The organism is Bacillus sp. ISL-51 (assembly GCF_018613535.1).
Classification (GTDB): domain Bacteria; phylum Bacillota; class Bacilli; order Bacillales; family Bacillaceae; genus Bacillus.
Map to the genome: position 1 here is coordinate 381,608 of NZ_JAGGQB010000006.1, position 26,323 is coordinate 407,930.

Here is a 26,323-nt window from a genome sequence, read left to right on the forward strand (position 1 = left end):
AGTTACCGCTTGTAAGTCAGTCCTCATACGTTTTCAGGCAACTTCTATTTACATGTTATATTGTAACAGTGTATTTGCCGAACTGACAAGAAATTAACGTTTAATTACGGTAGACAGGGAATTTATAAGCCGCACCGGCTTGAATGGCATTTGCTTTTACATTCGGATTCAGCGCTTCGAAATCTTTTACGATATCGTCAGGCGTTTTGGTTGCGCCGACTATCGATATGACCGTATCCCCTTTTTTGACAGTGACCGTTTTGTATCCCGCGTCCTGTTTTGCCGGCTGTGCGGCCGCTGCGTATACAGGAAGGTCTTGAGAGGGAATGGTTCCGATTTTGAGATCGTAAAATATAATAAACATCACAAATAAACTGCCGAAAACAAAGGTAAACCGCTTCATATCATCCGCCTCCCGCATACGTTTTACTTCATTGTATGCTTGTCCCATTTTGTTCATGACAAAATAAGACTGCCTAGAGGCAGTCTCCGTTTAAACAGATGTTTTTTTTGACGGTATCTCTTTTAAGACGAGAAACAGGATGATAAAGTTTACAAACCAATTTACTATAAATTCACTCGGCACCGTAATGACAAGCGCCCGCATAATGGTAAAAAATATGGTGGAGAGTGTAATTGAATATGCCGATAGCTTCCAAAGCTGCTGATAGTTCAGTGTTTTTCTTTGGGCATTTTTTAAAAACAGGCCGATGACGGCAAGGAATGATACTTCAATAAATTTTCCGGCGGCGGTAATGATGTATAACAATATGGAAAGAACAGTGACAATCATTGTTTTATTCTGATTTAAGGCTGACATGATCTCTTTTTTTGTCAGATCCGCCGGCATTAATGAATAATTCATTTCTGTGGCCTGTCCGTCTATCGCAAGCACCATTTTATTTTTCAGAATGCCGATTGCGTTTTGCTTAGCTTCTATTTGTTTAGTGCCATAGGCATCTGTTGGGTCAAACACCATGACAAATCCGTTTGCTTCAGATTCCTTTGGTGCGGCAGCTTTGGTTTTTAATTCTCCGTTTGAAATCGTGAAATCAGGGAAATCCTTCTCTAACACGGTTTTGAAACCGTTCATTGAGTTCACGGTGCCGGAGCAAAGGTAGTACGCGCTCGGGGCCGTAAAAAGGAGAGACAGCAAAAATACGTAAAGGATCGCTTTTCCTATCCCCTGAAACCGTGTTTTTGCAATATCTCTCGGAGAGTATGTACTTTTTAATAAAGCCGTAAATATGTTCAACATCTTCACTTCCTAGCCTAAACTGGTATATGTTGCTTATTGTATCGTTCACCGGGGATGAACACAAGTGAGAGTATTTAAAGCAGGATAAGGAATCATACATAATAAGAAAAAGCAGTCAGAGGAGGTTTTTAAAAATGAGTATTTTATATTGGCTGATAATCGCCGTTGTTTTTGCCGTCGCTTTTATCGGCCTTGTATATCCGGCGATTCCGAGTGTTATCTTTATTGTGGCCGGATTTATCCTTTACGGATTTTTGTTTTCATTCAGTCCATATTCCTATCTGTTTTGGCTCGTTGAAGCAGTCTTTGCCGCGGTTTTATTCGCCGCCGACTATGTGTCAAATTTACTTGGCGTCAAAAGGTACGGAGGGAGCAGGGCTGCCATCTGGGGAAGCACGATCGGCCTATTGATCGGACCCTTTGTCATTCCCGTGGCCGGAATTATATTAGGCCCGTTTATCGGAGCTGTCTGCGCTGAAATATTTGTTCATCAAAAGGATATGAAATCAGCGGTGAAAGTCGGATTAGGATCATTAATCGGATTTTTAACGAGTGTCGTCGCCAAAAGCGTCATCCAGCTTTTTATGATCGGGTATTTTTTGTGGACGGTGCTGTAAACGGCTTACGGAAGGTTTAACGGCAGGCATTATCGGATAAAGTGTATTATGTCTGCTGGAATCGCTGAATTGTGAGCTTTTTCATTGATTACCACGCTTTCTTTTGTTACATTGAAATTAGAAAAGTTCGCTAAAAGCGGCATTTCAGTACATATATTAAAGGAGGAAAAAATTATGGCTTACAAACTTCCAGAACTGCCTTATGCTTATGATGCTTTAGAACCGCATATTGACAAGGAAACAATGACGATTCACCATACGAAGCACCATAACACATACGTAACGAACTTAAACAAAGCGATCGAAGGATCAGCGCTTGCAGAGAAATCTGTAGACGAGCTTGTCGCTGATTTAAACGCAGTGCCGGAAGACATCCGCACGGCAGTCCGCAACAACGGGGGCGGACATGCAAACCACTCTTTATTCTGGACTCTTTTATCTCCAAATGGCGGTGGCGAACCGACAGGAGAGCTTGCTGAAGAGATTAAAAGCGTATTCGGAAGCTTTGATGCATTCAAAGAAAAATTCGCGGCAGCAGCTGCAGGCCGTTTCGGCTCAGGCTGGGCTTGGCTTGTTGTAAACAATGGAAAACTTGAAATTACAAGCACGCCAAACCAAGATTCACCGCTTTCAGAAGGCAAAACGCCTATTCTCGGTCTTGATGTTTGGGAGCATGCTTACTACCTGAACTACCAAAACCGCCGTCCTGATTACATTTCAGCTTTCTGGAATGTTGTAAATTGGGATGAAGTTGCCCGCCTTTACAGCGAAGCAAAATAAATGCAAGCATAACAAGGCCTCCCTGGGTGAGGCCTTGTTTTTTTATTGACTTTTATTCCTTTTACATATCTCGGTTTGAGTGAGACAAACTAATGTGTAGTAAAGGGGAGTCAATGATGAGCAAATTAAAAAAAGTAATTGGCGACATCGAAATAAATAAAGGTCTGCTGCTATTATTGACGATTGGCGGCCTTTACTCACTGGGCATCGCGCTGTCAAATACATTTGTCAACGTGTATTTGTGGAAGCAGTCAGGAAAATTTATTGATTTAGCCATATACAATTTATCGATCGTATCGATGCAGCCGTTAACCTTTCTTTTGGCCGGCCGGCTGGCCAAAAAAATAGACAGGGTGTTTATCCTCAGATTCGGCGTTATTTTTTTGGCCGCCTTTTATTTAAGTGTACTGCTTGCCGGGGAGACCGTTGCTTCACGTCTTGTATTGATAGGTGCAGTGCTTGGAGTGGGATACGGTTTTTACTGGCTGGCTTTTAATGTGCTGACTTTCGAAATTACAGAGCCTGAAACGAGAGATTTTTTCAACGGGTTTTTAGGCATTTTGTCATCGACGGCGGGTATGATCGGTCCGATTGTAGCCGGATATGTCATCTCAAGACTTACAAATAATACGGGTTATACGATCATTTTCAGCCTGTCTCTCGGTTTATTCGCCCTCGCCGTCGTGATGAGTTTTTTTCTGAAGCGCAGAGAATCAAAAGGGCGGTTTATGCTGAAAAAGGTTTTTGATGAGCGGCATACGAATATGAATTGGCGGCGGATTACCAATGCGCATTTTTTTCAGGGCTTGAGAGAAGGGATTTTTGTCTTTTTGATCAGCGTATTTGTATTTATTGCGACGAACAGTGAGCTGGCGCTCGGAACCTTCGGGCTTGTTAATTCCGCCGTTTCTTTTTTTGCTTACTATTTCGCTTCAAGGCTCATTAAAAAAAGATCGAGAAAAAAGGCGATTCTTATCGGAGGATTGATTTTGTACGGCGCGCTGTTTCTCATCCTTTTTCACATGAGTTTCACCACCCTCCTCATATACGGAGTGTTTATTGCGATCGGCTATCCGGTGCTGCTCGTGCCATACGTCTCGCTTACATACGATGTAATAGGGCGGGCGCGGCTGGCCAGAAAGGCGAGAATTGAATACATCGTGCTCAGAGAATTATTTTTAAATGCAGGTCGAATCGTTTCGATTCTTTGCTTCCTCCTTATCGTTACGCTGCTGAAAGAGGATGTAGGGATACCGACGGCGCTCGTTTTGCTCGGAGCCGGCCACCCGCTGATTTACTACTTCATAAAAGATATCAAGCTGGACACGGAAACCTCTGATGAAACAGTGGAAGAAGACCGTCAAAAACGGGCTGCTGAACCGAATTTTATAAAAGGAGAAAGATAAAAGGGGTTATCTGTAGAAAAATATCGAAAAAACCTTTAGAATGAAAATGGCACCTGAATCGAGGGTGTCATTTCTTTCTGTAAATAAGAAAAGGTGATGTCATGAGGAGAAATAAAAATAAAATAGCAGGAAATAAAGAAAAGAAAAAAACACTGCCGATACGGCTTAATCTATTGTTTTTGACCGCGTTTCTTATTTTTACTTGGATTATCGTAGAGCTTGGCATCAAGCAGATCGTTCAAGGCGATGATTATAAAAATGCCGCCAATAAACAGGAGGAATCCGATGTCAGCACGGCGGTTCCGAGAGGGAAAATATATGACCGGAACCTCAATCCCATCGTAACGAATAAAGCTTTAAATGCGATTACATATACACGCTCCACCTCAACCACTCAGGCGCAGCGTTTAAAAATCGCGAAAAAGCTGTCCGGGATGATTAAGGTAAGCACCAAAAAGGTGACAGAGCGGGATAAAAAAGATTATTGGATTTTAACAAGGCCGAAAGAGGCAAAGAAACTGATTACGGCCAAAGAACAACAAAAAGTTGAGGACAAAAAACTGTCTGACGATGACTTATACCAGCTTCAGCTTAAACGCATCACGGACAAACAGCTGAATGAGCTCACCTCAAAAGACATGCAGATCTTAGCGATAAAAAGGCAAATGGACTCCGGGTATTCACTGACGCCGCAATACATCAAAAATGAAGACGTGTCGGCAAAAGAAATGGCAGTTGTCAGCGAGCATTTAGATGAATTGCCGGGGGTTGATGTGACGTCTGACTGGGAGCGGTCTTATCCTTACAAAAGCCTGATTCGCACGCTGCTCGGCAGTGTGTCCAGTTCTAATGAAGGCCTTCCGTCCAATTTGCTTGAGCATTATTTGTCACTCGGCTACAGCCGTAATGACAGGGTCGGAAAAAGCTATTTAGAGTACCAATATGAGAGTCTGCTGCAGGGCCAAAAAGAGAAAGTGCAGAACCTGACCGACTCATCCGGCAATGTCACGGGAAGCAAAGTGATAACGAAAGGAGAGGCCGGCAAGGATTTAGTTTTAACCATTGATATGGACTTGCAGAAGTCCGTTGAAAAAATTATTGAGAAAAATTTAAGAGCAGCAAAAGCAAGACCGAGTACAAAGCTGCTGGACCGCGCATTTGTCGTTATGATGAATCCGAAAAACGGTGAAGTTCTGACCATGGCGGGTAAACAGATTACGAATGATCACGGAAAGTACAAGATTGATGATTATGCCCTCGGCGCAATGACTTCCTCCTATGCGATGGGGTCAGCCGTTAAGGGAGCGACTGTATTAACGGGACTCCAAACGGGCGCGATTAATTTGAACACCGTTTTTCAGGATGAACCTTTGTATTTCAAAGGGAGCAGTAAGCCGAAAAAATCGTGGACGAATTTAGGACCGGTAGATATTCAAAAAGCGCTCCAAGAATCATCAAACGTTTTTATGTTTAAAACAGCGATTGCTCTCGGTAAAGGGGAATATAGAAAAGGCCAGTCGCTGCCGCTTGATATGAAGGCATTTGATACGTTCCGATATTACTTCAATCAATTCGGACTTGGCGTTAAGACAGGAATTGATCTTCCGAATGAAGCAACCGGGTATCAAGGCACACAAAGAATTTCCGGTCTTCTATTAGACTTTGCGATCGGTCAGTATGATACGTACACACCGCTGCAAATGGCGCAATATGTATCAACTATTGCCAATGGGGGCTATCGTTTAAAGCCTCAGCTTGTGAAAGAAGTCAGACAGCCGGATGCCAAAAAAGGAATCGGGGCTGTAGTTGAATCTGTTCAGCCTCAAGTATTAAACAAAATCGATATGAATACTACAGATATCAAAGAAGTGCAGGCTGGGTTCAGACGTGTAATGACAAAAGGAACAGCCGCCACTGATTTTGCAACCGCAAAATACAGTCCTGCCGGAAAAACAGGTACGGCCCAATCTTTCTATGACGGTCCTGACAAATCAGAGACGGGTGAAGGTACTTATAATACAACTCTTGTCGCTTATGCACCTGCTGATAACCCGGAAGTAGCCATTTCTGTAGTCGTTCCTTGGGCCTATATTGATTACAGTGCCCGGTATTCAATTACAGATGATATTGGGAGAGCAGCATTAGACAAATACTTCGAGCTGAAAAAGAAACAAGAAGATGATAACACGAAGCAAAAAAACGAAGATAAAATTCAAAAAGCAGCTGAAAACGGCAATACAAGTAACTAAAAGAAAAACGCTCACAACATGTGGGCGTTTTTTTTATACAAAAAAACATTTAGATTTACAAAACCTTTACATTCGATTTATACGCTTTTTACATGAACCCTTTAGTCTATACGTGTAGGACAAATTACACATTATACGCAGGGGGAATTCAGGAAATGAAAAAAAACAAATGGATGCTTATGCTTCTGATGGCTGCTGTTATGATCGTGGCTGCAGCATGCGGAAATGCAAAGGAAAGCAGCAAGACAGACAGTCAATCTGCAAGTGAAGACAAAAAAGCATCAGGTTCTTTAACCATTTCTGGTTCATCTGCCATGCAGCCGTTAGTACTGGCAGCGGCGGAAAAGTTTATGGAGAAAAATCCGGATGCTGATGTGCAGGTGCAAGCGGGAGGTTCTGGCACAGGGCTTTCTCAAGTAGCCGAGGGTGCGGTTCAAATCGGTAACTCAGACGTCTTTGCCGAAGAAAAGGAAGGCATTGATGCTAAAGCCCTAAAAGACCACCGTGTAGCGGTAGTGGCAATGGCTGCTGCAGTCAACCCCGGTACGGGTGTGAAGGATGTAACGAAAAAACAATTGACAGACGTGTTTACAGGTAAAATCAAAAACTGGAAAGAACTTGGCGGCAAGGATCAAAAGATCACGCTAGTCAACCGCCCTGATTCATCAGGAACACGAGCTACATTTGTCAAATATGCGCTGGACGGAGCAGATCCGGCAGAGGGCATAACGGAGGATTCCTCTAACACAGTGAAAAAAATCATTGCAGAAACACCGGGAGCGATCGGTTATCTAGCGTTCTCTTATATAAACGATGACAAAGTAACGCCTTTATCAATCGGAGGCATCAAACCGGAAGAGAAAAATGTCGTAACCGGAGAATATCCGATTTGGGCTTACGAACACTCTTATACGAAAGGTGAAGCGTCAGGCCTTACGAAAACATTTCTCGACTATTTGCACAGTGATGAAGTACAGAAAAGCGTCGTGAAAGATCAGGGCTACATTCCGATCTCAGATATGAAAGTCACACGGGACGCAAGCGGCAAGCAAAGCTGAGGGGAGGGCGGGCTTCCCGCCTCTCTCATTTATAGGAGTGTAAACAAATGATAAATCATAGAGAAAAAGAGTCTGTAAGCGAACGCTTAATCCGCTCAAAGCAAAACAGGCAATTGGATGAAGTCCGGGGAAGAGTGATTGTGTCGGTTTGTGCGGCAATAATCATTCTCGCATCAGCTGCGATTACAATCTTTCTCGGCATAAAGGGGCTGCAATCTTTTTTTATAAATGGTGTAAGCCCGATTGAATTCTTAACAAGTCTGAAGTGGAATCCAACCCAGTCAAAACCTGAGTTCGGCGCGCTGCCTTTTATTTTCGGCTCATTTGCCGTTACGGTTCTTTCCGCTCTGATTGCGGCGCCTCTCGGTATTGCGGGTGCCGTTTTTATGACGGAAATTGCGCCGACATGGGGGAAAAAAGTGCTTCAGCCGGTTATTGAGCTGCTTGTCGGCATTCCGTCTGTCGTTTATGGATTCATAGGTCTTACAGTATTGGTTCCGTTTATCGGCTCTTTTAAAACGAGCGGAACGGGCCACAGCTTATTGGCAGGAACAATCGTGCTTTCCGTTATGATTCTGCCGACGGTCACATCGATTTCTGCCGATGCGCTCGCGTCACTTCCAAAGCATCTTCGTGAAGGTTCATATGCGCTTGGTGCGACGAGGTGGCAGACAATCAGAAAGGTGCTCATCCCGGCGGCGTTTCCGACCTTGCTGACCGCTGTCGTTCTCGGGATGGCAAGAGCGTTCGGAGAAGCTCTGGCTGTACAGATGGTGATCGGGAATACAAAGCTCCTGCCGGAAAGTCTGCTTGATACGGCGGGGACATTAACAACCATCATCACGTTAAACATGGGCCATACCACATACGGCAGTATCGAAAATAACACATTATGGTCTATGGGGCTTGTTCTTCTCGTCATGTCGTTTCTGTTTATTTTACTCATACGCTACTTGTCATCTAGGAGGAAAGTGTAATGAACCGGAAAGTAACGGATAAATTGGCGACCGGTGTATTCGGTTTATGTGCCGCTGTCATCGCGGCAATTTTGGCAGGATTGTTTCTGTATATTATCATTCACGGTGTTTCTGAGCTCAGCTGGCATTTCATCACAACAAAATCAAGCGCCATTGCCTCAGGCGGGGGAATACGCGATCAGCTGTTTAACTCCTTTTACATTCTGTTTTTGACGATGCTGATCACGATCCCGCTCGGCGTAGGGGGCGGCGTGTTTATGGCTGAATATGCTCCGCAAAATAAAATCACTGATTTTATCAGAACGTGTATTGAAGTTCTGTCTTCTCTCCCGTCAATTGTCATCGGCATGTTCGGTATGCTGATGTTCGTGAATCTGACAGGATGGGGATACACCATTATCGGCGGCGCGCTCGCATTAACCGTCTTTAATCTGCCCGTTATGGTGCGGGTGACAGAAGGGGCGCTCACGGCAGTGCCAAAGGAACTGAAAGAAGCCTCTCTCGCTTTAGGCGTGTCCAGATGGCATACCGTGAAGACCGTCATGATTCCAAGTGCGATTCCTTCAATTATGACAGGAGCCATTTTGGCATCAGGAAGAGTTTTCGGGGAAGCGGCGGCATTATTATTTACGGCGGGGCTGACGACGCCTCGGCTGAACTTTACTGATTGGAACCCGTTTTCTGAAACGTCTCCTTTTAACATTTTCAGACCGGCTGAGACGCTGGCGGTTCATATATGGAGTGTCAATACTCAAGGTATTATTCCCGATGCGGAAGCGATTGCTAACGGCGGCTCAGCAGTGCTCGTCATTTCGGTGCTGCTGTTTAATCTTTCGGCAAGATGGCTCGGATCAGCTATTTATAAGAAGCTTACGGCAAATTAATTGAAAAGGGGCGAAAACATGATTGACCACATCGTAAAGGAAGAAGCGGAACAGACAATGTTAGCGCCGGGGACTTCGGTTTTGGAGGTTAAGGATTTATCCATCTTTTACGGCGAAAAACGAGCGGTCCGGCATGTAAATATGGATATTGAAAAACATGCGGTCACTGCCCTTATCGGCCCGTCCGGGTGCGGCAAATCGACGTTTCTGAGGCAGATCAACAGAATGAATGATTCTATACCGTCTGCCAAAAGCGAAGGAGAAATCCTTTATGAGGGCCTGAATATTTTAGGAGAAACGATTAATGTCGTGCAGCTCAGACGGGAAATCGGAATGGTTTTTCAAAAACCGAACCCTTTTCCAAAATCGATTTACAATAACATTACGCATGCATTACGGTATGCGGGAGAACGAAGAAAGGCCGTGCTGGATGAGGCGGTGGAAGAAAGCTTGACGAAGGCGGCGCTTTGGGATGAAGTGAAAGACCGCCTGCATTCGTCAGCCCTTTCGTTATCAGGGGGCCAGCAGCAGCGGCTGTGCATTGCGCGAACGCTTGCCATGAAGCCGGCCGTGCTTCTTTTGGATGAACCGGCCTCGGCCCTTGATCCCATTTCAAACGCCAGGATCGAGGAGCTTTTGACAGATCTAAAAAAAGAATATTCGATTATTATCGTTACACATAACATGCAGCAGGCTTTGAGGGTCTCAGACCGCACGGCTTTTTTTCTAAACGGAGAAGTGGTGGAATACGGGCAGACAGAACAGATTTTCACGAGCCCTAAGACGCAGAAGACAGATGATTATATTAACGGGAAGTTCGGATAGGGGGAAGGGCTGTGAGCGTTGTGAAAGGAGCTGTAAATACACAGCATTTGTATGAGATTTGCGGGATGAACGTATGGTACGGCGCCCATCACGCTTTAAAAGACATAAATATCGGCTTTGAACAGAATAAGGTCACTGCCATTATCGGGCCGTCCGGCTGCGGCAAATCTACTTTTATTAAAACATTAAACTTAATGCTGCAAATGGCTCCGAACGTCAAAGTGACGGGTGATATTTTTTATAACGGGCACAACTTGCTGAAGGAAAAAACAGATGCAGCAGAATTAAGAAAACAGATCGGTATGGTATTCCAAAAAGGCAATCCGTTCCCGCAATCTATCTTTGAAAATGTCGTATACGGACCTAAAATTCACGGTGAAAAAAACAAGAAAAAGCTGCTTGAAATCGCAGAGGAGTCTTTGAAGGCAGCGGCGCTTTGGGATGAAGTGAAGGATCGTCTGCATCAGCAGGCGCTTTCGTTATCAGGGGGCCAGCAGCAGCGTCTTTGTATCGCGAGGGCGCTGGCGACAAAGCCGGATGTGCTATTAATGGATGAACCGACGTCTGCTTTGGACCCCGTTTCGACCCGGAAAATTGAAGAGCTCATTTTGAAGTTGAAAGAAAATTATACCATTGTCATTGTGACGCATAATATGCAGCAGGCAGCGAGGGTCTCTGATCAAACCGCGTTTTTCTATATGGGAGAGCTGGTAGAGTGCGGCGATACGGGCAAAATCTTTTCGCGGCCGGATCATCAAAAAACACATGAATATATAACCGGAAAATTCGGCTGAAAAAGGAGGGCTTGGTCAAATGACCGGGCCTATTTTGATTTTGCCGTTCATTAAAAAAAAGCCTGTCGGCCGTATCCACCTGAATGGATGATGCCAGCAAGCTTTTTTAGCGGGTTAATGTTTTGACAAGTTTTTTGAAGCTCATACCTGAATCTACTTTAAAATGGCCGGCGCGGATTTCTTTATGATAGCCCGCGTCAATCACATAATCATTAAAGTCTTCTGCAGAAGGAATAATTCCTTCTTTTTCAAGAATGGACGACACATCAGCGGTGCTCATTCCGTCTTTAATCGTCAGTTTATATGTTTTCTTTTCTTTTTTTGTATCTGAATTTTGGTCTGTGTCTAAGGATTTTTCTTTTGAATCAAGCAGTTTTTGATAGTCGTCCCGGTTGACCGAAACCTTTTGCTGAGAGTCGAGGTAACTGTTTACTTCTTTTTCGGTCAGCGCCGTTTTTTCAGTTTTGACGGCAGACGCTTGGCTGTTGTCAGTCAAATAAAAGACAGCGGCGAGGACGGCAGTCGCTAAAATGATGCCTGCGGCAAAAGCCTGAATGCCCCGTTTCGTCATACGAGCACCTTCTCGTTGTCTTTAATAATCGTATTGACATCCTCGACAGACACGTGCTCTGCTTTGGCGATGGCCTCAGCAGACATCCCGTTATTGTATTTTGAAATGATTTGTTTGGCGATTTTTTGGTTAATGCCGCTGCTTTTTGCTTTGCGGATGACTAGGTTGGTTTCCAGCAATTCTTCTTCAAGCACCGTCATTTTCTTTTTTAATTTGTAAATTTCCTGCATGGCGGAGAGCTGAAGCGTTTCAAGCTCCTGTTCTACATCTTTCATCGGATCTCTTTGAGAATATGAGAATGCAATAAGCGCTATACTGACGATAAACAACGCAATAATAGCAATTTCCACGTTTCATCACCTTCTATTATTATTTGCCCTTCTTTTTTATACCATAAAACGCCGGCATTCAAAAGGAATTAGAGAAAAAAACGGAAATTTGTCGAGAAATCTTTTGTGTTTGGCGCATAACCGTTTGCTTCACTATAACATTCGCAGTAAAAAGCCCTTTTTTGGCCTGTTTCGTCATTTTCTGTCATCGCTTTGCGGCAGGCCGGTTTCAGCATCCTGAGAATGATCTTATGATTTCTTCTTAATAAAAAACATTTCATCAAAACAGCTCTAGCTTTCCGTCCATTATAGTGGTATTATATATAAGTCTGAATAAGTAAATGATATTTAGTTTGGAGGGAAAATAATGCGCGTTAATATTACTTTGGCTTGCACTGAATGTGGTGAGCGTAACTATATTTCTAAAAAGAACAAACGCAACAATCCAGACCGCGTTGAATTTAAAAAATATTGCCCACGTGATAAAAAATCTACGTTACACCGTGAAACAAAATAAGCTGTTTAATAACGGTGACAAAAGCTGGAGCTTTGATAAAAGTTCTGGCTTTTTTGTCTTTCAGGAGGCTGAGAAACGTGAAAGCACAAATCCGAAAAAAAATAAAAACAAAGCTTTCAGAAATAACAGAAAGTGAATGGGAAGCCAAATCCCTCGTCATACGAGAAAAGCTTTTTTCTTTAAAAGAATGGGAACAAGCACGCATGATCGCCATCACCATCTCGAGAGGCCTGGAAATCCCGACGCGGCCGATAATTGAACAGGCTTGGAAAGAGGGAAAACAAGTGTGTATTCCAAAATGCTCACCAGATACAGGAGCCATGCAGTTTCGCACCTTCTCCTCAGAGGATCAGCTTGAAATCGTTTATTCGGGTCTCAGTGAACCGATCGTAAGCCGGACGGAGGAAGTGAAGCAAAAGGACATTGATCTGGTGATCGTGCCCGGCGTAGGCTTTGACCGGGAAGGCTTCAGAATCGGTTATGGCGGAGGATATTATGATCGTTTCCTGGCCGGTTATAATGGGCGTACGGTTTCACTTTTTTTTGCTTGCCAGCTCACAAATGATATTCCCCGAATGCCCCACGATATTCCGGTTGACATTTTATTGACCGAGTGTGAAACCATCACCTGAAATTTTTCTCCCGCTCAGAATAATTATCGTTATTTAACAAACGATAGGGGCAGGAGGGATATTATGAAAAAGTTGTTGATCTATTCATTATGCGCCGTTTCTGTTTTTGCTGTTTATCAAAATCGCTACCGTCTTATGAACAGCGTGCTCAGCAAGCCGAGAATCAGACAATCGTTTATTCACTTCTTTTTAAAGATACCGTTCATCAGAAATAAATTTATTCAGCAGGCATTTTAAAAAATCCCGTTTTAAAGCGGGATTTTTTCACGCAAAAAAACCTGCCGACGATTGCGGCCGGCAGGCGTTAACGTTTTGTCAGGTTTTTTTGAGGAACCCGAGCAAGATTGAAATCATTGGAGAGATATAAAGGAAAAAGGTAAACGGTAAATAGTCTATCACAGAAACCCCTAACGCGCTTGCCATAAAAGCGCCGCTTACGCCCCAAGGAATCAATGGATTGATCAATGTCCCGCCGTCTTCAAGCGACCGGGCAAGATGGACCCGTTTAATATTGAGCCTGTCATATAACGGTTTATATGACTGCCCCGGAATTAAAATCGATAAATACTGCTCGCCTGTCGCGAGATTCACTCCTATGCTTGAGCAGACCGTCGCCAGCACGAGCCTTCCTTTCGTATGGACGCCTTTTGTCAGACCTTGTAACAGTGCAGAAATCAAACCTATTTTTTCCATCAAGCCGCCAAGAGCGAAAGCGATCATGATCAGAGAGACGGATCCCATCATGGATTGGAGCCCGCCCCTGTTAATAATGCTTGCAACCGCCTGACTGCCGGTTTTAAACATCGTGCCGTTTTGAAGGGCGGACATGAATCCCTGAATACTGCTGTCAGGAATAAAAACAGCTGTCAGAAGGCCTGAAGAAATAATGCCGGCAGTAAGCACCGGAACCACCGGAATCCGTCTGACCGCAAGCACGATCACCAAAAGAGGAGAAAGCAGCGCCCAGGGAGTGACGTGTGCGGCCTCTTTAATGCCGGTAATGACAGCTTCAATATTCTGAGTTGAGGCAGCATTCGCAGAAACGGATAAACCGAGAAAATAAAAGAGTACAATTGTAATCAGTAAAGCCGGGACGGTTGTGCCCATCATATGGCGAATGTGCGTAAAAATCGGAATCTCGCCAATTCCGGCGGCAAAGTTGGTTGTATCGGACATCGGTGACATTTTATCACCGAAGCAAGCCCCGCAGATCACTGCCCCTGCCGTCCATTCAAGCGGAACTCCCGCCGCGCTGGCTACTCCTAACAGCGCAACACCGATTGTACTGACTGTTGTCAGGCTGGAACCGACAAGCGTGCTGATGATCATGCAGGAAAATAATGCGGTCAAAAGCAGCTGGCTCGGCTGAATAATCGATAAAGCGTAAACGGTAACTGTCGGAATGGCGCCGCTGTACATCCACGCGCCGATTAAAACACCGATCAGCGCCAGCACGATAATGGGCTGTACACCGTTTTTAATCCCGTTCACTATCCCTTTTTCAAGGCTCTCCCATGAAAAGCCGTACCATAAACCGGCCGCTGAAAGAATGACGATGCAGAAAAACAGCGGAATATGCGGCTCGGTATGAAAGAAAAACAGACAGGAAATAATGACTGCTAACATCAAAAGAAATAAACTGATGGCTGAAAGGAAAGTCAGCCTTTTTTCTGGTTTCAAAACAACACCCCATCAAATCAAAACTCTAATCCTTTTGTGCTTTTGGGCACGAAAGTATTGTAACAGAAAAAAGCAAAAATGCGTGTTTTTTTACAATTATGAATATAAAATGATCGAAATAACCCAAGGATATTTTCTCCATGCGTTTTTTGCTTGACGCACGGAACAGAGATGAAATACGCTTACTTTATGAAGAAAAGAAATGGTGAAGAAGATGAATACATTTTATGACGTACAGCAGCTGCTAAAGTCATTCGGGCATATTGTATATTTCGGTGACAGAGAAGCGGAAATTGATTTTATGAAAGATGAATTAAAGGAGATGTACTTGTCGAACGTGATTGAAAGAGAACTATGGCAAAAGGCCGCAAGTGTTCTCCAGCAGGAATCAGAACGGATCAACAGACAGGTTAAATAGTGGTTATGATAAGAAAAGGAGACAGTTATGGAAGAGACATGGTTTGCGGGTATTGATCTGGGCGGAACAACCATCAAGCTGGCGTTTATTAATATGTACGGCGAAATTCAGCATAAATGGGAGGTTCCGACCGATAAATCGGGAAATACAATTACAGTCACTATAGCAAAGACCATTGACCAAAAGCTGGAGGAATTGAACAGGCCGAAACGAATTGTAAAATGGATCGGCATGGGAGCGCCCGGCCCTGTCGAAATGGCGACGGGAATGGTCTATGAAACAACGAACCTGGGGTGGAAAAACTATCCCCTGAAAGATCACATTGAGGCGGAAACGGGCATTCCGGCCGTCATCGAAAACGATGCCAACATCGCCGCACTCGGAGAAATGTGGAAAGGCGCCGGCGACGGGGCAAAAGATGTTATTTTGGTTACTCTCGGCACGGGAGTCGGCGGCGGCATTATCGTGAATGGAGAGATCGTTCACGGAAAAAACGGCGCCGGCGGAGAAATCGGCCATATTTGCAGCATTCCGGAGGGCGGGGCTCCGTGCAACTGCGGAAAGTCGGGCTGTATTGAAACGATCGCGTCCGCAACCGGGATTGTCAGGATCGCAAAAGAAAAGCTTGGAACGGCCGAAAAGTCGACGCTGTCCCAGGTACGCCATCTGACGGCCCGTGACGTATTTGAAGCGGCAGAGCAACAGGATGAGACGGCGTTAGAAGTCGTCGATTACGTAGCAAAGCATCTCGGGCTTGTGCTTGGAAATCTGGCAAGCGCCATGAATCCGACAAAAATTGTGCTCGGCGGAGGCGTTTCAAAAGCCGGTGAGCTTCTGCGGGCAAAAGTGGAAGAGACTTTTAAAAAAACCGCTTTCCCGCGTTCAGCAGAAGCTGCGGACATTACTATTGCGTCGCTTGGCAATAACGCCGGAGTCATTGGCGGGGCGTGGATTGCCAAAAATGAATGGCTGAAGCATCAAAACTGCTGACAGAAAGTCTGCCTGCCCATAAAAGCGGGCAGCTTTCTTTTTTTATCCCCTCTGTCATATAGTAACAAAAAAAGGGGGATGAACATGGCGGGAATTCGTGTAAAGCCTGAAGTAAAACAAAATATGTCTGACGTTGCACAGCTGCTTCACATTGATAAAAGGCTTCTGGCAAGCGCTAACGAAACGGCGAAAAGCGATGAATTATTCTGTCCCGGGTATGTCATAAATAAGCATTCAGACGGTGTAATTGAGACGCTGAGTGAGCTGTCCCGTTTTATCGGCACCTGCAAAAAAATTCTTCCTGCTGATAACTGGCTGAAGGAAGAAAGGATTTACGGCGCTCAAGCGGCAGAAGCAGAAATAAAAAACATAACAGCCGTCTTTCCGTTTGTCACATGCCGGCAAATCGGCTTCTCCGTTCTAGGCAATCCGCTGTATGAACTGAGGGCAGGAGCGAATACAGCCCCGAAAAAAGTGCACATGAACGCATCTTTTCATGCCAATGAATGGATTACGACGTCTGTTGCATTCAGATGGTTTAAAGAATACTGTGCGGCATTATGCGAAAATAAAACCGTATTCGGGTGTTCTGCTCTTGACATATTCAGCCGGACATCATTGTCTTTCGTCCCGATGGTGAACCCGGACGGTGTTAACCTCGTCCTTTATGGAAGTGACGCTTTATCGGGAAAAAGTGAATGTCTGTCTGCTTTGAATGAACACCGCCCTGATTTTCGCGAATGGAAGGCCAATATTAACGGTGTCGATTTAAATAAACATTTTCCTGCTCATTGGGACATTGAACGCCAGCGCAAACCAAAGGCTTCGTCATACCGTGATTTTCCGGGCACTGCTCCGCTGACCGAACCGGAGGCGGCAGCCATGCACCGTTTGATTACGGAAGAGCCGCCTGACAGACTGATCGCCCTTCATACACAGGGGGAAGAAATTTATTGGGGATACATGGGGATTGAGCCGGAAGAATCGTATCAAGTTGTTCGGGAGTTTGAAGCAATAAGCGAAAACCGCTATCAAGGCATAAGGGATATCGACAGCCATGCCGGCTTCAGAGATTGGTTTATTCAGCAATATGGAAAAGAAGGCTATACAGTTGAGCTCGGGAAAGGAAAAAATCCTTTGCCTTTTCATATGTTTGCTGATATTTATAAAGCGACGAAAGGCATTTTATGGAGGTCGCTTATTTTTTGAGTCACGATGAAATTTCTCATTTGTTTACATAAACAAATATGGGACAATAGAAAAGAATGGGGGGGAAGGCTGGTGAGATATTTGTCTTTTGTTCTGCTGTCCGCATTCGCTTTGTGCTTAGCGGCCTGTGAACCATCTCATCAGCAGCATGACACAGGCGTATCGGCGAAATCAGCAGAACAGAAAATCATTCCGCTCTGCAAAAATGAAGCGGAGAAAGCGGATGGATGGGTGGATGACCGGACCATTCTTTATACATCGTCTGATAATGCGCATCATCGGCTGTTCACATATGACCTGTTTAGCGGCAAATCAAAAAGGCTTTATGAAACAAAGGGCCATATTGTCAATGTAAAGATTAACCAGAAAGAACAAATGATTCTCGTACAGGTTACATACAGCGGGCGGACCGAGCTGGTGCTGTTAAACAGGCAAGGTGACAATCTGTTTCACCAATCGTTTAACACATATGAATTAGAGACCGCTTGGAATCCGCACGACCCGTATAAAATGATGATTACGGTTTTTACTGAAACCTGGGACTTTAAAACCTACACGGCAGATCTGAAAAACCGCATGCTGCGAAACAGCCCGGTGCAAACCCCTTTTATCCATTGGACGTCCTCTAAAGGATTTCAATATATCAAACAAGGGAAAAGCGATAAAGAGGGCCTCTTATATTCGTACGATTTACAATCAAAAAAAGAGAAAAAGCAGCTCGATCACGTCATTGCAGCCGATTCCTATTTAGGGATGACGGTTGCCGTCAGACAAACAGGTGAGTTTATTTTTCAAGCGCCGAAAGCCGTCACACACCGCTTCCCGCTTCAAATGAAATATGAGAGCCCGGCACCGATGGAATATGATTACGATCAAAAACATAAGCGGTTTTACACGTTTAAGCCTGACGGCCGTTTATATAAGCTCATCGTTTTTGACCTGAAGGATGAAAAGGAGCGGACGGTGCTTGGGCATGCGGCAATGGAGCCGATTCAGCTTTCTCCAAACGGGGAATATGCTTTATACGGTTACACATATGACCGTGTGATTTCACTGGCAACAGGTATGATGGAACCCATCATAACAAATGAAAAAGGAGTTTGAATACAGATGGCCATTGCAGATGTAACAATTATTCCGATCGGAACTGAGACGCCGAGCGTCAGCGCGTATGTAGCGGACGTTCAGAAAATATTGGAGGGATATAAAGCAGCAGGGAAAATCAAATTTCAGCTCACTCCGATGAACACATTAATCGAAGGGGAGCTGAGCGACCTTTTTGCGGTGATTCAGGACATTCATGAAGCTCCTTTCCAAAAAGGCCTCCACAGAGTGGCGACCAATATCCGCATCGATGACAGAAGGGATAAAGAAACGACTCTGGAGAGTAAAATTATAAGCGTCAACAAACATTTACAGAAATAAAAAATAAACCTGTATCCCATTGGATACAGGTTTTAATGTACAGTCGGATAGCCGCTGTTTACAACGGTCATAACGGCAAACCAGCCAAACACGCACAACGTGGCGCCGGCAAATAGAAATCCCAGTATATTTCTCTGTCTGACAGCCCGCAGGACTCCTAATACAGCTAATAACGCGACAAGGCCGAAGATTACAACAAGTAACATCATGCGCCTCCTTTGTCATTGGGACCTGAAAATCTTTCCATTTTATTTTAACCGTTTTCATTTTGTTTGTCGATAGCGTTTTGGGCATACATTGATTGAATCTTCTGCTGAAAACCTTCATAATAGGGGCATATACATAAAGAGGTGATGAAAGTGAAATGGAGACGGATGCCGGCAGGCCCCATTCAGGCAAATGCGTATTTTCTGATCAGTGAAGATCAATCATGTCTCATTTTTGATCCGGGCGGCGAACCGGATAAAATCAACAATTACATAAAAGAAAAAAATCTGAAGCCGCTGGCCATCTTGCTGACCCACGCCCATTTTGACCACATCGGCGCGCTTGATGATGTAAGAGACAAATGGAATGTGCCCGTATATCTTCATAAAAATGAAGAAAAGTGGCTGGAAGACCCTTCACTAAACGGGTCGGGAATTTTACGGGGCATCGCCGTAACGGCACGGCCCGCCGACCGGCTGATTGAAGGAGACGGCGCACTTGACATCGGGCCGTTTCATTTGGAGACTTTGTTTACGCCCGGACATTCACCCGGAAGCGTTTCTTATTATGTGAAGGACGCCGATCTGGTGATTTCAGGCGACGTGCTCTTCCAGGGAGGCATCGGCCGCACTGATTTACATGGGGGAAGCCAAGAGGTTTTGCTTAAGTCCATCCACCAAAAGCTGCTGACGCTGCCGGAGCATACGCTTGTGTTAAGCGGGCACGGCCCGGAAACAGACGTACAGACGGAACAGGAGCAAAATCCGTTTATCAACGGATTTTCCTTATAAGAGAAAAAGAGACAGACCGTTATCGGTCTGTCTCTTTTTAGATCAGTGGCTCCCGCCGCCAGGTGTCATAATAAAAATAGAGTAATATGTAAATCCGGCGAAGAACACGGTTAAGTACGCCCCGAAAATATAAATATACATTCGTTCAGTTAAATTTAAATAAGAAAGAAATACGAAAAAGATCGTCTGTCCAAAAAACAAGAGAGATGCGTCCTTCATATCACCTAAAAAAAACATGACTGCAAAAATTCCCGTCCAAAATCCTAACACCCGGAACATGCGATTCATTCCTTATCCCCTCCCGAGAGTCTATCTGTCATCATTATAATAGATCGGCAGTAAAAATGTAAACATTTTCATGATTATATTTATTGTGGAATTTATGTCTTTCCCTGTGTTCTTATGATATGCCGTCCTTTTAAAAAAGAATCTGAAAAACTTTTTGAAATGAGTTTAACGAAAAAAGGTTCAGGGTACTTATGTTAACAAAGAGACGGATCATTTGAGGGAGGAATTTTTAAAAATGAAAGATCTTATTTTTTACTCATATCCAAGCTGCACATCATGCCGGAAAACGAAGCATTGGTTAAAAGCCCACAATATTGATTTTAATGAACGCCATTTATTCAGGGAGACACCGACAATCGATGAATTAAAGCACATTTTATCTTTAACGACAGAAGGAATTGATGAAATTTTAGCGACGAGAAGCCAAACCTTTAAAAATCTGAATCTGAATATCGAAGAAATGACTGTAAATGAAGTGCTGGAGCTGTTAATTGAAAAACCGAAGCTCTTGCGCCGGCCAATTCTCATCGATCATAAAAAACTGGTAATCGGTTATAATCCCGGAGAGCTGATGAAGCTCACAAAGAAAAAAACAGTACATCAATCTGTATCATAAGAGAAAAACGAAGATCCGCTGATCAAAATATCAGCTAATCTTCGTTTTTTGCGGTTAGCAGACTGGGCTAGCTGGATTCGAACCAACGATCACGGAGTCAAAGTCCATTGCCTTACCGCTTGGCTATAGCCCACCGACAGTAATTGTAGTATGTGCGGCCCGAGGGCTTTTATACATAAAAAATAACGAAACAAGAATGGAGGAGACCTGTGGAAAATTTAAATGAAGCGTTATTTCAAACATTAACAGATGAATCCGGGGGAATTACACATCAATGGCTGCTGACGGCAGCAGGTCAGCGGGAATCACCGCCCGGGCGGAACGCAGCTGATCAGGAAGCGGAAAAAGAGCACCGCCTCTTACTGACAATTGTCGCAAAAGCATTAGTCGGAAAAGACGAGGAAAAAGAGGAGCTGACCATGTGGGGGCTGCAATTTGCAAGGGACCGCGCCGTCCATGAGGTACCGGTGTATGAAAGCGTCGGAAGTCTTAAGGAATTCCGAACCCTTGTCTGGAAACGGATACAGACATGCAGCGAAACCATGTCAGAGCAGCCGTCGAATCATGCTGTTTTTCAGTGGGGCGAGCGGCTGAATCAGGCGATCGACCACATTATTGAAGTATTTACGGAGGAATATCATAAAGTTACGATTACTCAATTAAACGCACAAAAAGAAATGATAAATGAATTAAGCGCGCCGATTATGCCGATTGCAGACGGCATCGGCATTTTGCCCCTAGTCGGCGAGATTGACACGTACCGGGCAAAAATCATTTTAGAATCAGTGCTTGAGCAATGTGCCTCGTTACGGCTTTCTTATTTGTTCTTGGATATTTCCGGCGTGCCGATTGTTGATACGATGGTTGCCTATCAAATTTTTAAAGTCATCGACAGCACAAAACTTCTCGGCATTGAGACGACGCTTTCGGGCATCCGTCCGGAAATCGCCCAAACCGTCGTAAAGCTCGGCATTGATTTTTCCAAAGTCAGAACGGAGCAAAGCTTGGCGAAGGCGTTATCAAAAAACGGATTTATCGTTCAAGAATCATAAAGAATCAGAAAAAAGCTGAATGGCTGAAAGAGGAGTTACCCCTTCCAGCTATTCAGCTTTGTCAGCTTCGATTGTGATAATATGGCGGCTGTCAATTTCTTTGACCGTAAATGTGAATCCGTCACATTCTATCGCGCTGCCCGGTTTTGCATCAATATACTGAGTGAGAAACCAGCCTCCGAGAGTGTCCACTTGGTCAGCAACAATCTCTGTTCCCAGCAGATCATTGACGTCGCTGATCAGCAATTTGGCGCTCAGGATATAACGGCTGTCATTGAGCTTTTGCACAGAGGACGTTTCATCTGTATCAAACTCGTCCCGGATTTCTCCGACGATCTCTTCAATAATGTCCTCTGCCGTCACTAATCCCGCGGTGCCGCCATACTCATCAATAAGGATAGCCATATGGGCGTGTTCCTTTTGCATTTTGACAAACAATTGATATATCGGGATCGTTTCGATGACATGGATTGCGGGCTGAATGTAAGGGCTGAGCTCATGTTTCGTAAAAGCAGCCCCTTCCGATAAGAACCTGAACAGCACCTCTTTAATATTTATGATACCGACAACATGATCTTTATCTCCCTTAACGACGGGGTAACGGGTATATTTATTGGTTTTGATAATGTCTCGAAGAATACGTCCCGATCCGCTTTCTAAAGGCAGGCTCACCATTTCGTTCCGGGGCACCATAATTTCTTTTGCGGTGCGCTTATCAAATGTAAAAATGTTATTTACATAGTGCAATTCGCTTTTTTTAATCATGCCGCTGCGGTAGCTTTCCGCCAAAAGCACTCTCAGTTCCTCTTCCGTATATGCCATTTCATGTTCGGAAGCGGGCTTCAGCCCGAACAGGCCTGTGATCAGCCGGGCGGAATGGTTGAGAAGCCAAATGAACGGAAACATCAGCTTATAAAACAAAATCATCGGTCTTGCAAACAAAAGCGTAATTCGTTCCGCTTTTTGAATGGCAAAACTTTTCGGCGCCAGCTCGCCGATGACGACATTCACATATGTAACCAATAGAAAGCCGATGATAAGCGATAAAACATGTGACACGGTTTCATGTAAGCCTGTCTTTAAAAAAAGAGGCTGAATCAAAGCCCTCACTGTCGGTTCTCCAAGCCAGCCGAGCCCTAAAGCCGTTACGGTAATTCCTAATTGGCATGCTGATAAATATTCATCAAGATGAGTGATGACATGCTTTGCCGCCTTTGCTCCTTTTACTCCTTCTTGGATAAGCTGGTTCATGCGGGAGCGTCTTGCTTTAATGATTGAAAATTCAACGGCGACAAAACATGCCGTTAACAAAATAAATAGTGTAATGGCTGATAGTTTGATTAAATACAATAGAACGCCTTCCGCGAAGGAAGGCTTGCACCTCCCTTTTTTCAGATTAATACCACTGTATAAAGCTGACCAAACATGCTAGCTTGTTTAACCTTCTTCAATTTGGGCAATTAAAAAAAGAAACGAATACAGGAGGCTGCAGCATATGAAGATTCATTCGGGTGAGGACTGGTTTTGGTATCAGCTCGGGCCCCACGAAAAAACAGAAGCAAAAAAACTTATCCATTATACCCACTGGCCGCAATGCGAAAAGTGGTTTGAAAACGAAAATCATATTAACTTTTTACGCTCAGATACAAATGATCCGAATAATGAAGCGGTTTTCGGCTCCTTAATCTATCATCAAGGATTAAAAGATGAAAAGGATCACACCGTGTTTCATTTTTACATTACGCGGAAATTCTTTTTTACGATTAATTTTGATTTTTCTTTGCTTCGCGGTGTGAAAGAAAAGCATGCTACGCAGCAAATCAAAACCTGCGGGGACGCGATTGAAGGTTTTTTTGTCCTGCTCGGCGAGCTGATGAATTCATACTTAATCGGACTGGATGAGTTTGAAGTCAAGCAGCGGATGCTGAAATGGCAGATTCACAATGACAACAGCAAAGGAATTCTGGAAAATGTGCATAAACTGCGCCATGAACTGTTCATTTGGAAAGGGTTAACCTTAAACGCTAAAAAAGTGGAGATGGCATTAAAAGAAGCCTTTCTGCCGAAAAATGACCAGCAAAAAGATTATCGGCGAACCCACCAAAAAATCACGAGAGGCATTACATATATAAATGAATTTGATCAGGAACTAAGCAACTTGCTCCACGCAGAAGAAGTCATCACTTCACAAAGAGGAAATGAAATTGTAAAAGCCCTGACGATTTTTACGACTCTGTTTACGCCGATGACGGCACTTGGGGCGCTTTGGGGAATGAACTTTGACAACATGCCGGAACTGCATTGGAAGTATGCATATCTCGGATCTATCATACTCATCATCGTATCCACTTTGCTGATTTATATTTATTTAAGGCATAAGGGCTGGACGGGTGATATTCTCAAAGAGCAGCAAAAGAAATATTTTCATAAAAAAAACACCCGCTGATTTATGGTCAGCGGGCTGAATGAGCAGGCAGCAGTCCTGCTTTTTTTATTAGCCAAAATCGCTGAATGGAAGGCTATTTATGCGGGTTAATTGATTTTTACTGGTTTATTTTTGTTTTTTCATACTGGATGCATCCTAAAAACGCACGTTTCCTCTTTTGAGGCCGCCATGTATCTAATGTACAATACGTGTCGGAAGGAGGGATTTCATGGAGAAAATCGAAACGTACAGCAGAGGAATCATATACGAGGCATATATGGCAAGGGCTTCTGATATACACATTGTGCCGAGAGAGCGTGATGCTTTTATTCATTTTCGCATTGACCATGCTTTAGTGAAAAAACGGGTCATGAAAAAAGAAGAATGTGTGCGGCTGATTTCTCATTTTAAGTTTTTATCGGCAATGGATATAGGAGAAAGGCGAAAGCCGCAAAACGGATCGCTTTCCATGCCGCTTGAAACGGAAACGGTTCATCTGAGAATGTCAACACTGCCGACGATGAATGAAGAGAGCCTGGTTATCAGACTTTTACCTCAGCATCAAATTCCGCCGATTGACAGACTGTCCTTATTTCCGGGCGCCGGTGCCACGTTATTGTCCTTTTTAAAACATTCTCACGGTATGCTCCTTTTCACCGGTCCGACCGGCTCAGGAAAAACGACGACTCTTTATTCGCTCGTCAAATATGCAAAACAGCATTTTAACCGGCGGATTGTCACGCTTGAAGACCCCGTAGAAACGAGAGATGAAGATGTCCTTCAAGTACAGGTGAATGAAAAAGCGGGAATTACTTATTCAGCAGGTTTAAAGGCGATTCTGAGACATGATCCCGATATGATTATTTTAGGAGAAATCAGAGACGCCGAAACAGCTAAAATCGCGGTTCGGGCAGCCATGACAGGCCATCTCGTTCTTTCGAGCCTGCATACGCGGGACGCAAAAGGCGCCATTTACAGATTGCTTGAATTCGGGGTGAAGATGAGTGAAATTGAACAAACGGTCATTGCAATTGCTGCCCAGCGATTAGTCGATTTAACGTGTCCATTTTGCAAGGATAAAAGCTGTTCCGTATACTGCCGGCTGTCCAGAGAGACACGGCGTGCGGGTATTTATGAATTGCTGTACGGGAAAAACCTTAATCAATGTTTTCAAGAAGCAAAGGGCGAACAGGCCAATTTTCAGTATCAAACGCTCCGCAAGCTGATCAGAAAAGGCATTGCGCTTGGGTATGTCACATCAAGTAATTACGACCGGTGGGTGTACCATGAAGCCGATTAAAAAAACATGGCCGCTAAAAGATCAAGCCAATTTGCTGAAAAGGCTCGGTGAGATGACCGAAAAAGGGTACAGCCTGATTGAAGGACTGAGGCTGCTGGAACTTCAGCTCCATAAGCGGCAGCTTTCTGAAATGACGTCTGCAATCCGGCAGTTAAGTAAAGGTGATGCTTTTTATCAAGTATTACAGGCGATGTCTTTCCATAAAGAAGCCGTAAGTATTTGCTATTTTGCGGAGAAACACGGAGAATTGCCTGCTGCAATGAAACAAAGCGGGGAATTGCTGCAGCGAAAGCTGGCTCAGACAAATCAAATCAGAAAAATGCTTCGCTACCCGATGTTTTTAATATGTTCAGTCTTTGTGATGTTTTATATATTACAAAGTATGATTATCCCGCAGTTTTCTGGGATTTATCAGTCCATGAATATGAAAACCTCACGTTCCACCGCTGTTATCTTTGCGTTTTTTCAGCACTTTCATGTGGCTTGTGCGATTATGTTTTCTGCGGCTTTTATCATGTTTCTGTACTATTGGTTCGTTTTTAAGAAAAAATCCCCGCAAGACAAAATGCTTTTGTTCGTAAAAATTCCTCTTATAGGAAAAGCCGCCGTGCTCTTCAACAGCTACTTTTTTTCCTTGCAGCTCAGCAGCCTGCTAAAATCGGGCCTTTCCATATACGACAGCTTAACGGCTTTTAAAGAACAATCCTTTCTGCCTTTTTACCGGCAAGAAGCAGAAAATATCATAGAGCGGTTAAAAGCCGGAGAAACGATTGAATCGGCTCTTTACCGCCATCCCTGTTATGAAAAAGACTTTGCCGCTGCAGTCAGTCACGGACAGTTAAGCGGCCAGCTCCATCGTGAACTTTTTACATACAGCCAATTTATGATGGAACGGCTTGAACAAAATGCAGAAAAATATACCGGCATTCTTCAGCCGGTAATTTATGGTGTTGTCGCCGGTATGATTTTAATCGTCTATTTGTCGATGCTGATGCCGATGTACCAGATGATGAACCAAATGTAAA

General features: G+C 44.1%; 31 protein-coding genes and 1 tRNA gene. 23 read left to right on the forward strand and 9 right to left on the reverse strand.

Going from position 1 to position 26,323, the window contains the following annotated elements; all coding sequences use genetic code 11:
• Positions 1 to 100: 100 nt before the first annotated feature.
• Both J7E26_RS10570 and J7E26_RS10575 read right to left on the reverse strand, forming a co-directional pair.
• Positions 101 to 403, reverse strand: coding sequence for a LysM peptidoglycan-binding domain-containing protein (locus tag J7E26_RS10570; protein ID WP_214798414.1), 303 nt, complete (start codon positions 401 to 403; stop codon positions 101 to 103).
• A 90-nt stretch (positions 404 to 493) separates the two neighbouring features.
• Positions 494 to 1,258 carry a DUF1189 domain-containing protein gene (locus tag J7E26_RS10575; RefSeq protein ID WP_396019835.1) on the reverse strand — a complete coding sequence of 255 codons (765 nt, stop codon included), beginning with the start codon at positions 1,256 to 1,258 and terminating at the stop codon, positions 494 to 496.
• A 134-nt stretch (positions 1,259 to 1,392) separates the two neighbouring features.
• On the opposite strand from J7E26_RS10575, the gene J7E26_RS10580 reads away from it, so the two are divergent.
• The 9 genes from J7E26_RS10580 (at position 1,393) to pstB (J7E26_RS10620) (ending at position 10,848) form a co-directional block, all read left to right on the forward strand.
• A complete protein-coding gene (locus J7E26_RS10580; protein ID WP_061521932.1) occupies positions 1,393 to 1,875 on the forward strand; it encodes a DUF456 domain-containing protein in 483 nt (160 codons plus the stop codon).
• 174 nt (positions 1,876 to 2,049) lie between these two features.
• On the forward strand, positions 2,050 to 2,655 hold the full coding sequence (sodA, locus tag J7E26_RS10585) for a superoxide dismutase (RefSeq protein ID WP_214798420.1): 606 nt from the start codon (positions 2,050 to 2,052) through the stop codon (positions 2,653 to 2,655).
• A 116-nt stretch (positions 2,656 to 2,771) separates the two neighbouring features.
• A complete protein-coding gene (locus J7E26_RS10590) occupies positions 2,772 to 4,061 on the forward strand; it encodes an MFS transporter (RefSeq protein ID WP_214798423.1) in 1,290 nt (429 codons plus the stop codon).
• 101 nt (positions 4,062 to 4,162) lie between these two features.
• Positions 4,163 to 6,310, forward strand: a complete 2,148-nt coding sequence (pbpA, locus tag J7E26_RS10595; protein ID WP_214798426.1) for a peptidoglycan D,D-transpeptidase FtsI family protein — start codon at positions 4,163 to 4,165, stop codon at positions 6,308 to 6,310.
• 155 nt (positions 6,311 to 6,465) lie between these two features.
• Positions 6,466 to 7,368: a phosphate ABC transporter substrate-binding protein gene (locus tag J7E26_RS10600; protein WP_214798429.1), complete on the forward strand. Its 903-nt coding sequence runs from the start codon at positions 6,466 to 6,468 to the stop codon at positions 7,366 to 7,368.
• Positions 7,369 to 7,415: 47 nt separating this feature from the next.
• Complete coding sequence (gene pstC, locus J7E26_RS10605; RefSeq protein WP_214798432.1) at positions 7,416 to 8,345, forward strand: phosphate ABC transporter permease subunit PstC; 930 nt, start codon at positions 7,416 to 7,418, stop codon at positions 8,343 to 8,345.
• Complete coding sequence (gene pstA, locus J7E26_RS10610) at positions 8,345 to 9,229, forward strand: phosphate ABC transporter permease PstA (RefSeq protein WP_214798435.1); 885 nt, start codon at positions 8,345 to 8,347, stop codon at positions 9,227 to 9,229. Before pstC ends, pstA begins: the two co-directional genes overlap by 1 nt.
• Before the next feature lie 18 nt (positions 9,230 to 9,247).
• Positions 9,248 to 10,054, forward strand: coding sequence for a phosphate ABC transporter ATP-binding protein PstB (pstB, locus tag J7E26_RS10615; RefSeq protein WP_214798437.1), 807 nt, complete (start codon positions 9,248 to 9,250; stop codon positions 10,052 to 10,054).
• A 65-nt stretch (positions 10,055 to 10,119) separates the two neighbouring features.
• The gene (gene pstB, locus J7E26_RS10620; RefSeq protein ID WP_251034489.1) at positions 10,120 to 10,848 is read left to right on the forward strand and encodes a phosphate ABC transporter ATP-binding protein PstB; all 729 of its coding nucleotides are present in this window, start codon (positions 10,120 to 10,122) and stop codon (positions 10,846 to 10,848) included.
• Positions 10,849 to 10,954: 106 nt separating this feature from the next.
• On the opposite strand, the gene J7E26_RS10625 is transcribed toward pstB (J7E26_RS10620), so the two are convergent.
• Together J7E26_RS10625 and J7E26_RS10630 are read right to left on the reverse strand one after the other, a co-directional pair.
• The gene (locus J7E26_RS10625) at positions 10,955 to 11,419 is read right to left on the reverse strand and encodes an MltG/YceG/YrrL family protein (RefSeq protein WP_214798443.1); all 465 of its coding nucleotides are present in this window, start codon (positions 11,417 to 11,419) and stop codon (positions 10,955 to 10,957) included.
• On the reverse strand, positions 11,416 to 11,769 hold the full coding sequence (locus tag J7E26_RS10630; protein ID WP_003153047.1) for a hypothetical protein: 354 nt from the start codon (positions 11,767 to 11,769) through the stop codon (positions 11,416 to 11,418). Before J7E26_RS10630 ends, J7E26_RS10625 begins: the two co-directional genes overlap by 4 nt.
• 346 nt (positions 11,770 to 12,115) lie before the next feature.
• Between J7E26_RS10630 and rpmG the strand changes: the two genes are divergently transcribed.
• The 3 genes from rpmG (at position 12,116) to J7E26_RS10645 (ending at position 13,134) form a co-directional block, all read left to right on the forward strand.
• On the forward strand, positions 12,116 to 12,265 hold the full coding sequence (gene rpmG, locus J7E26_RS10635) for a 50S ribosomal protein L33 (protein ID WP_003153056.1): 150 nt from the start codon (positions 12,116 to 12,118) through the stop codon (positions 12,263 to 12,265).
• Between the two features lie 77 nt (positions 12,266 to 12,342).
• Positions 12,343 to 12,897 carry a 5-formyltetrahydrofolate cyclo-ligase gene (locus J7E26_RS10640; RefSeq protein WP_214798446.1) on the forward strand — a complete coding sequence of 185 codons (555 nt, stop codon included), beginning with the start codon at positions 12,343 to 12,345 and terminating at the stop codon, positions 12,895 to 12,897.
• Positions 12,898 to 12,960: 63 nt separating this feature from the next.
• Complete coding sequence (locus J7E26_RS10645) at positions 12,961 to 13,134, forward strand: hypothetical protein (protein ID WP_214798448.1); 174 nt, start codon at positions 12,961 to 12,963, stop codon at positions 13,132 to 13,134.
• Between the two features lie 78 nt (positions 13,135 to 13,212).
• On the opposite strand, the gene nhaC is transcribed toward J7E26_RS10645, so the two are convergent.
• The gene (nhaC, locus tag J7E26_RS10650) at positions 13,213 to 14,577 is read right to left on the reverse strand and encodes a Na+/H+ antiporter NhaC (RefSeq protein ID WP_214798450.1); all 1,365 of its coding nucleotides are present in this window, start codon (positions 14,575 to 14,577) and stop codon (positions 13,213 to 13,215) included.
• A 202-nt stretch (positions 14,578 to 14,779) separates the two neighbouring features.
• Between nhaC and J7E26_RS10655 the strand changes: the two genes are divergently transcribed.
• The 5 genes from J7E26_RS10655 (at position 14,780) to J7E26_RS10675 (ending at position 18,619) form a co-directional block, all read left to right on the forward strand.
• Entirely contained in the window at positions 14,780 to 14,995 is a 216-nt protein-coding gene (locus J7E26_RS10655; RefSeq protein ID WP_214798453.1) for a YqgQ family protein, read from the forward strand.
• A 27-nt stretch (positions 14,996 to 15,022) separates the two neighbouring features.
• Complete coding sequence (glcK, locus tag J7E26_RS10660) at positions 15,023 to 15,985, forward strand: ROK family glucokinase (protein ID WP_214798456.1); 963 nt, start codon at positions 15,023 to 15,025, stop codon at positions 15,983 to 15,985.
• A gap of 84 nt (positions 15,986 to 16,069) precedes the next feature.
• On the forward strand, positions 16,070 to 17,194 hold the full coding sequence (locus J7E26_RS10665) for a M14 family metallopeptidase (RefSeq protein WP_214798459.1): 1,125 nt from the start codon (positions 16,070 to 16,072) through the stop codon (positions 17,192 to 17,194).
• 72 nt (positions 17,195 to 17,266) lie between these two features.
• A complete protein-coding gene (locus J7E26_RS10670; protein WP_214798461.1) occupies positions 17,267 to 18,298 on the forward strand; it encodes a YqgU-like beta propeller domain-containing protein in 1,032 nt (343 codons plus the stop codon).
• 6 nt (positions 18,299 to 18,304) lie between these two features.
• Entirely contained in the window at positions 18,305 to 18,619 is a 315-nt protein-coding gene (locus J7E26_RS10675; RefSeq protein WP_214798464.1) for an MTH1187 family thiamine-binding protein, read from the forward strand.
• Positions 18,620 to 18,651: 32 nt separating this feature from the next.
• Here J7E26_RS10675 and J7E26_RS10680 read toward each other — a convergent pair whose 3' ends face one another.
• Entirely contained in the window at positions 18,652 to 18,825 is a 174-nt protein-coding gene (locus J7E26_RS10680; RefSeq protein WP_064485276.1) for a DUF2759 domain-containing protein, read from the reverse strand.
• Between the two features lie 153 nt (positions 18,826 to 18,978).
• On the opposite strand from J7E26_RS10680, the gene J7E26_RS10685 reads away from it, so the two are divergent.
• Positions 18,979 to 19,617 (forward strand): MBL fold metallo-hydrolase, encoded by a 639-nt coding sequence (locus J7E26_RS10685; protein ID WP_214798467.1) that lies wholly within the window; start codon positions 18,979 to 18,981, stop codon positions 19,615 to 19,617.
• A 42-nt stretch (positions 19,618 to 19,659) separates the two neighbouring features.
• Here the strand turns inward: J7E26_RS10685 and J7E26_RS10690 are convergent, their stop codons facing one another.
• Complete coding sequence (locus tag J7E26_RS10690) at positions 19,660 to 19,905, reverse strand: DUF2626 domain-containing protein (protein WP_061527523.1); 246 nt, start codon at positions 19,903 to 19,905, stop codon at positions 19,660 to 19,662.
• A gap of 235 nt (positions 19,906 to 20,140) precedes the next feature.
• On the opposite strand from J7E26_RS10690, the gene J7E26_RS10695 reads away from it, so the two are divergent.
• Positions 20,141 to 20,521, forward strand: a complete 381-nt coding sequence (locus J7E26_RS10695) for a Spx/MgsR family RNA polymerase-binding regulatory protein (RefSeq protein WP_214798470.1) — start codon at positions 20,141 to 20,143, stop codon at positions 20,519 to 20,521.
• 62 nt (positions 20,522 to 20,583) lie between these two features.
• On the opposite strand, the gene J7E26_RS10700 is transcribed toward J7E26_RS10695, so the two are convergent.
• Positions 20,584 to 20,654, reverse strand: a tRNA-Gln gene (locus J7E26_RS10700).
• A gap of 76 nt (positions 20,655 to 20,730) precedes the next feature.
• Here J7E26_RS10700 and J7E26_RS10705 point away from each other — a divergent pair.
• The gene (locus J7E26_RS10705) at positions 20,731 to 21,573 is read left to right on the forward strand and encodes an STAS domain-containing protein (RefSeq protein WP_214798473.1); all 843 of its coding nucleotides are present in this window, start codon (positions 20,731 to 20,733) and stop codon (positions 21,571 to 21,573) included.
• 48 nt (positions 21,574 to 21,621) lie between these two features.
• On the opposite strand, the gene J7E26_RS10710 is transcribed toward J7E26_RS10705, so the two are convergent.
• On the reverse strand, positions 21,622 to 22,923 hold the full coding sequence (locus tag J7E26_RS10710) for a hemolysin family protein (protein WP_214798476.1): 1,302 nt from the start codon (positions 22,921 to 22,923) through the stop codon (positions 21,622 to 21,624).
• A gap of 145 nt (positions 22,924 to 23,068) precedes the next feature.
• On the opposite strand from J7E26_RS10710, the gene J7E26_RS10715 reads away from it, so the two are divergent.
• From J7E26_RS10715 to comGB, 3 genes are all read left to right on the forward strand, one after another.
• Positions 23,069 to 24,019 carry a magnesium transporter CorA family protein gene (locus J7E26_RS10715; RefSeq protein ID WP_214798479.1) on the forward strand — a complete coding sequence of 317 codons (951 nt, stop codon included), beginning with the start codon at positions 23,069 to 23,071 and terminating at the stop codon, positions 24,017 to 24,019.
• Positions 24,020 to 24,227: 208 nt separating this feature from the next.
• The gene (gene comGA / locus J7E26_RS10720; RefSeq protein WP_214798482.1) at positions 24,228 to 25,298 is read left to right on the forward strand and encodes a competence type IV pilus ATPase ComGA; all 1,071 of its coding nucleotides are present in this window, start codon (positions 24,228 to 24,230) and stop codon (positions 25,296 to 25,298) included.
• Positions 25,285 to 26,322 carry a competence type IV pilus assembly protein ComGB gene (gene comGB, locus J7E26_RS10725; RefSeq protein WP_214798485.1) on the forward strand — a complete coding sequence of 346 codons (1,038 nt, stop codon included), beginning with the start codon at positions 25,285 to 25,287 and terminating at the stop codon, positions 26,320 to 26,322. The genes comGA and comGB overlap by 14 nt, the downstream gene beginning before the upstream one ends.
• Position 26,323: the final 1 nt, after the last annotated feature.

Coding starts and splice junctions, on each gene's coding strand:
- pstB (WP_214798437.1), top strand. CDS start 9,248: ATGATTGACCACATCGTAAAGGAAGAAGCGGAACAGACAATGTTAGCG.
- comGA (WP_214798482.1), top strand. CDS start 24,228: ATGGAGAAAATCGAAACGTACAGCAGAGGAATCATATACGAGGCATAT.
- J7E26_RS10715 (WP_214798479.1), top strand. CDS start 23,069: ATGAAGATTCATTCGGGTGAGGACTGGTTTTGGTATCAGCTCGGGCCC.
- J7E26_RS10580 (WP_061521932.1), top strand. CDS start 1,393: ATGAGTATTTTATATTGGCTGATAATCGCCGTTGTTTTTGCCGTCGCT.
- J7E26_RS10645 (WP_214798448.1), top strand. CDS start 12,961: ATGAAAAAGTTGTTGATCTATTCATTATGCGCCGTTTCTGTTTTTGCT.
- pstB (WP_251034489.1), top strand. CDS start 10,120: ATGAACGTATGGTACGGCGCCCATCACGCTTTAAAAGACATAAATATC.
- J7E26_RS10600 (WP_214798429.1), top strand. CDS start 6,466: ATGAAAAAAAACAAATGGATGCTTATGCTTCTGATGGCTGCTGTTATG.
- J7E26_RS10675 (WP_214798464.1), top strand. CDS start 18,305: ATGGCCATTGCAGATGTAACAATTATTCCGATCGGAACTGAGACGCCG.
- pbpA (WP_214798426.1), top strand. CDS start 4,163: ATGAGGAGAAATAAAAATAAAATAGCAGGAAATAAAGAAAAGAAAAAA.
- pstC (WP_214798432.1), top strand. CDS start 7,416: ATGATAAATCATAGAGAAAAAGAGTCTGTAAGCGAACGCTTAATCCGC.
- J7E26_RS10655 (WP_214798453.1), top strand. CDS start 14,780: ATGGTGAAGAAGATGAATACATTTTATGACGTACAGCAGCTGCTAAAG.
- glcK (WP_214798456.1), top strand. CDS start 15,023: ATGGAAGAGACATGGTTTGCGGGTATTGATCTGGGCGGAACAACCATC.
- J7E26_RS10575 (WP_396019835.1), bottom strand. CDS start 1,258: ATGTTGAACATATTTACGGCTTTATTAAAAAGTACATACTCTCCGAGA.
- J7E26_RS10680 (WP_064485276.1), bottom strand. CDS start 18,825: ATGTTACTTGTTGTAATCTTCGGCCTTGTCGCGTTATTAGCTGTATTA.
- comGB (WP_214798485.1), top strand. CDS start 25,285: ATGAAGCCGATTAAAAAAACATGGCCGCTAAAAGATCAAGCCAATTTG.
- J7E26_RS10590 (WP_214798423.1), top strand. CDS start 2,772: ATGAGCAAATTAAAAAAAGTAATTGGCGACATCGAAATAAATAAAGGT.
- rpmG (WP_003153056.1), top strand. CDS start 12,116: ATGCGCGTTAATATTACTTTGGCTTGCACTGAATGTGGTGAGCGTAAC.
- pstA (WP_214798435.1), top strand. CDS start 8,345: ATGAACCGGAAAGTAACGGATAAATTGGCGACCGGTGTATTCGGTTTA.
- J7E26_RS10625 (WP_214798443.1), bottom strand. CDS start 11,419: ATGACGAAACGGGGCATTCAGGCTTTTGCCGCAGGCATCATTTTAGCG.
- J7E26_RS10665 (WP_214798459.1), top strand. CDS start 16,070: ATGGCGGGAATTCGTGTAAAGCCTGAAGTAAAACAAAATATGTCTGAC.
- J7E26_RS10690 (WP_061527523.1), bottom strand. CDS start 19,905: ATGAATCGCATGTTCCGGGTGTTAGGATTTTGGACGGGAATTTTTGCA.
- sodA (WP_214798420.1), top strand. CDS start 2,050: ATGGCTTACAAACTTCCAGAACTGCCTTATGCTTATGATGCTTTAGAA.
- J7E26_RS10695 (WP_214798470.1), top strand. CDS start 20,141: ATGAAAGATCTTATTTTTTACTCATATCCAAGCTGCACATCATGCCGG.
- J7E26_RS10570 (WP_214798414.1), bottom strand. CDS start 403: ATGAAGCGGTTTACCTTTGTTTTCGGCAGTTTATTTGTGATGTTTATT.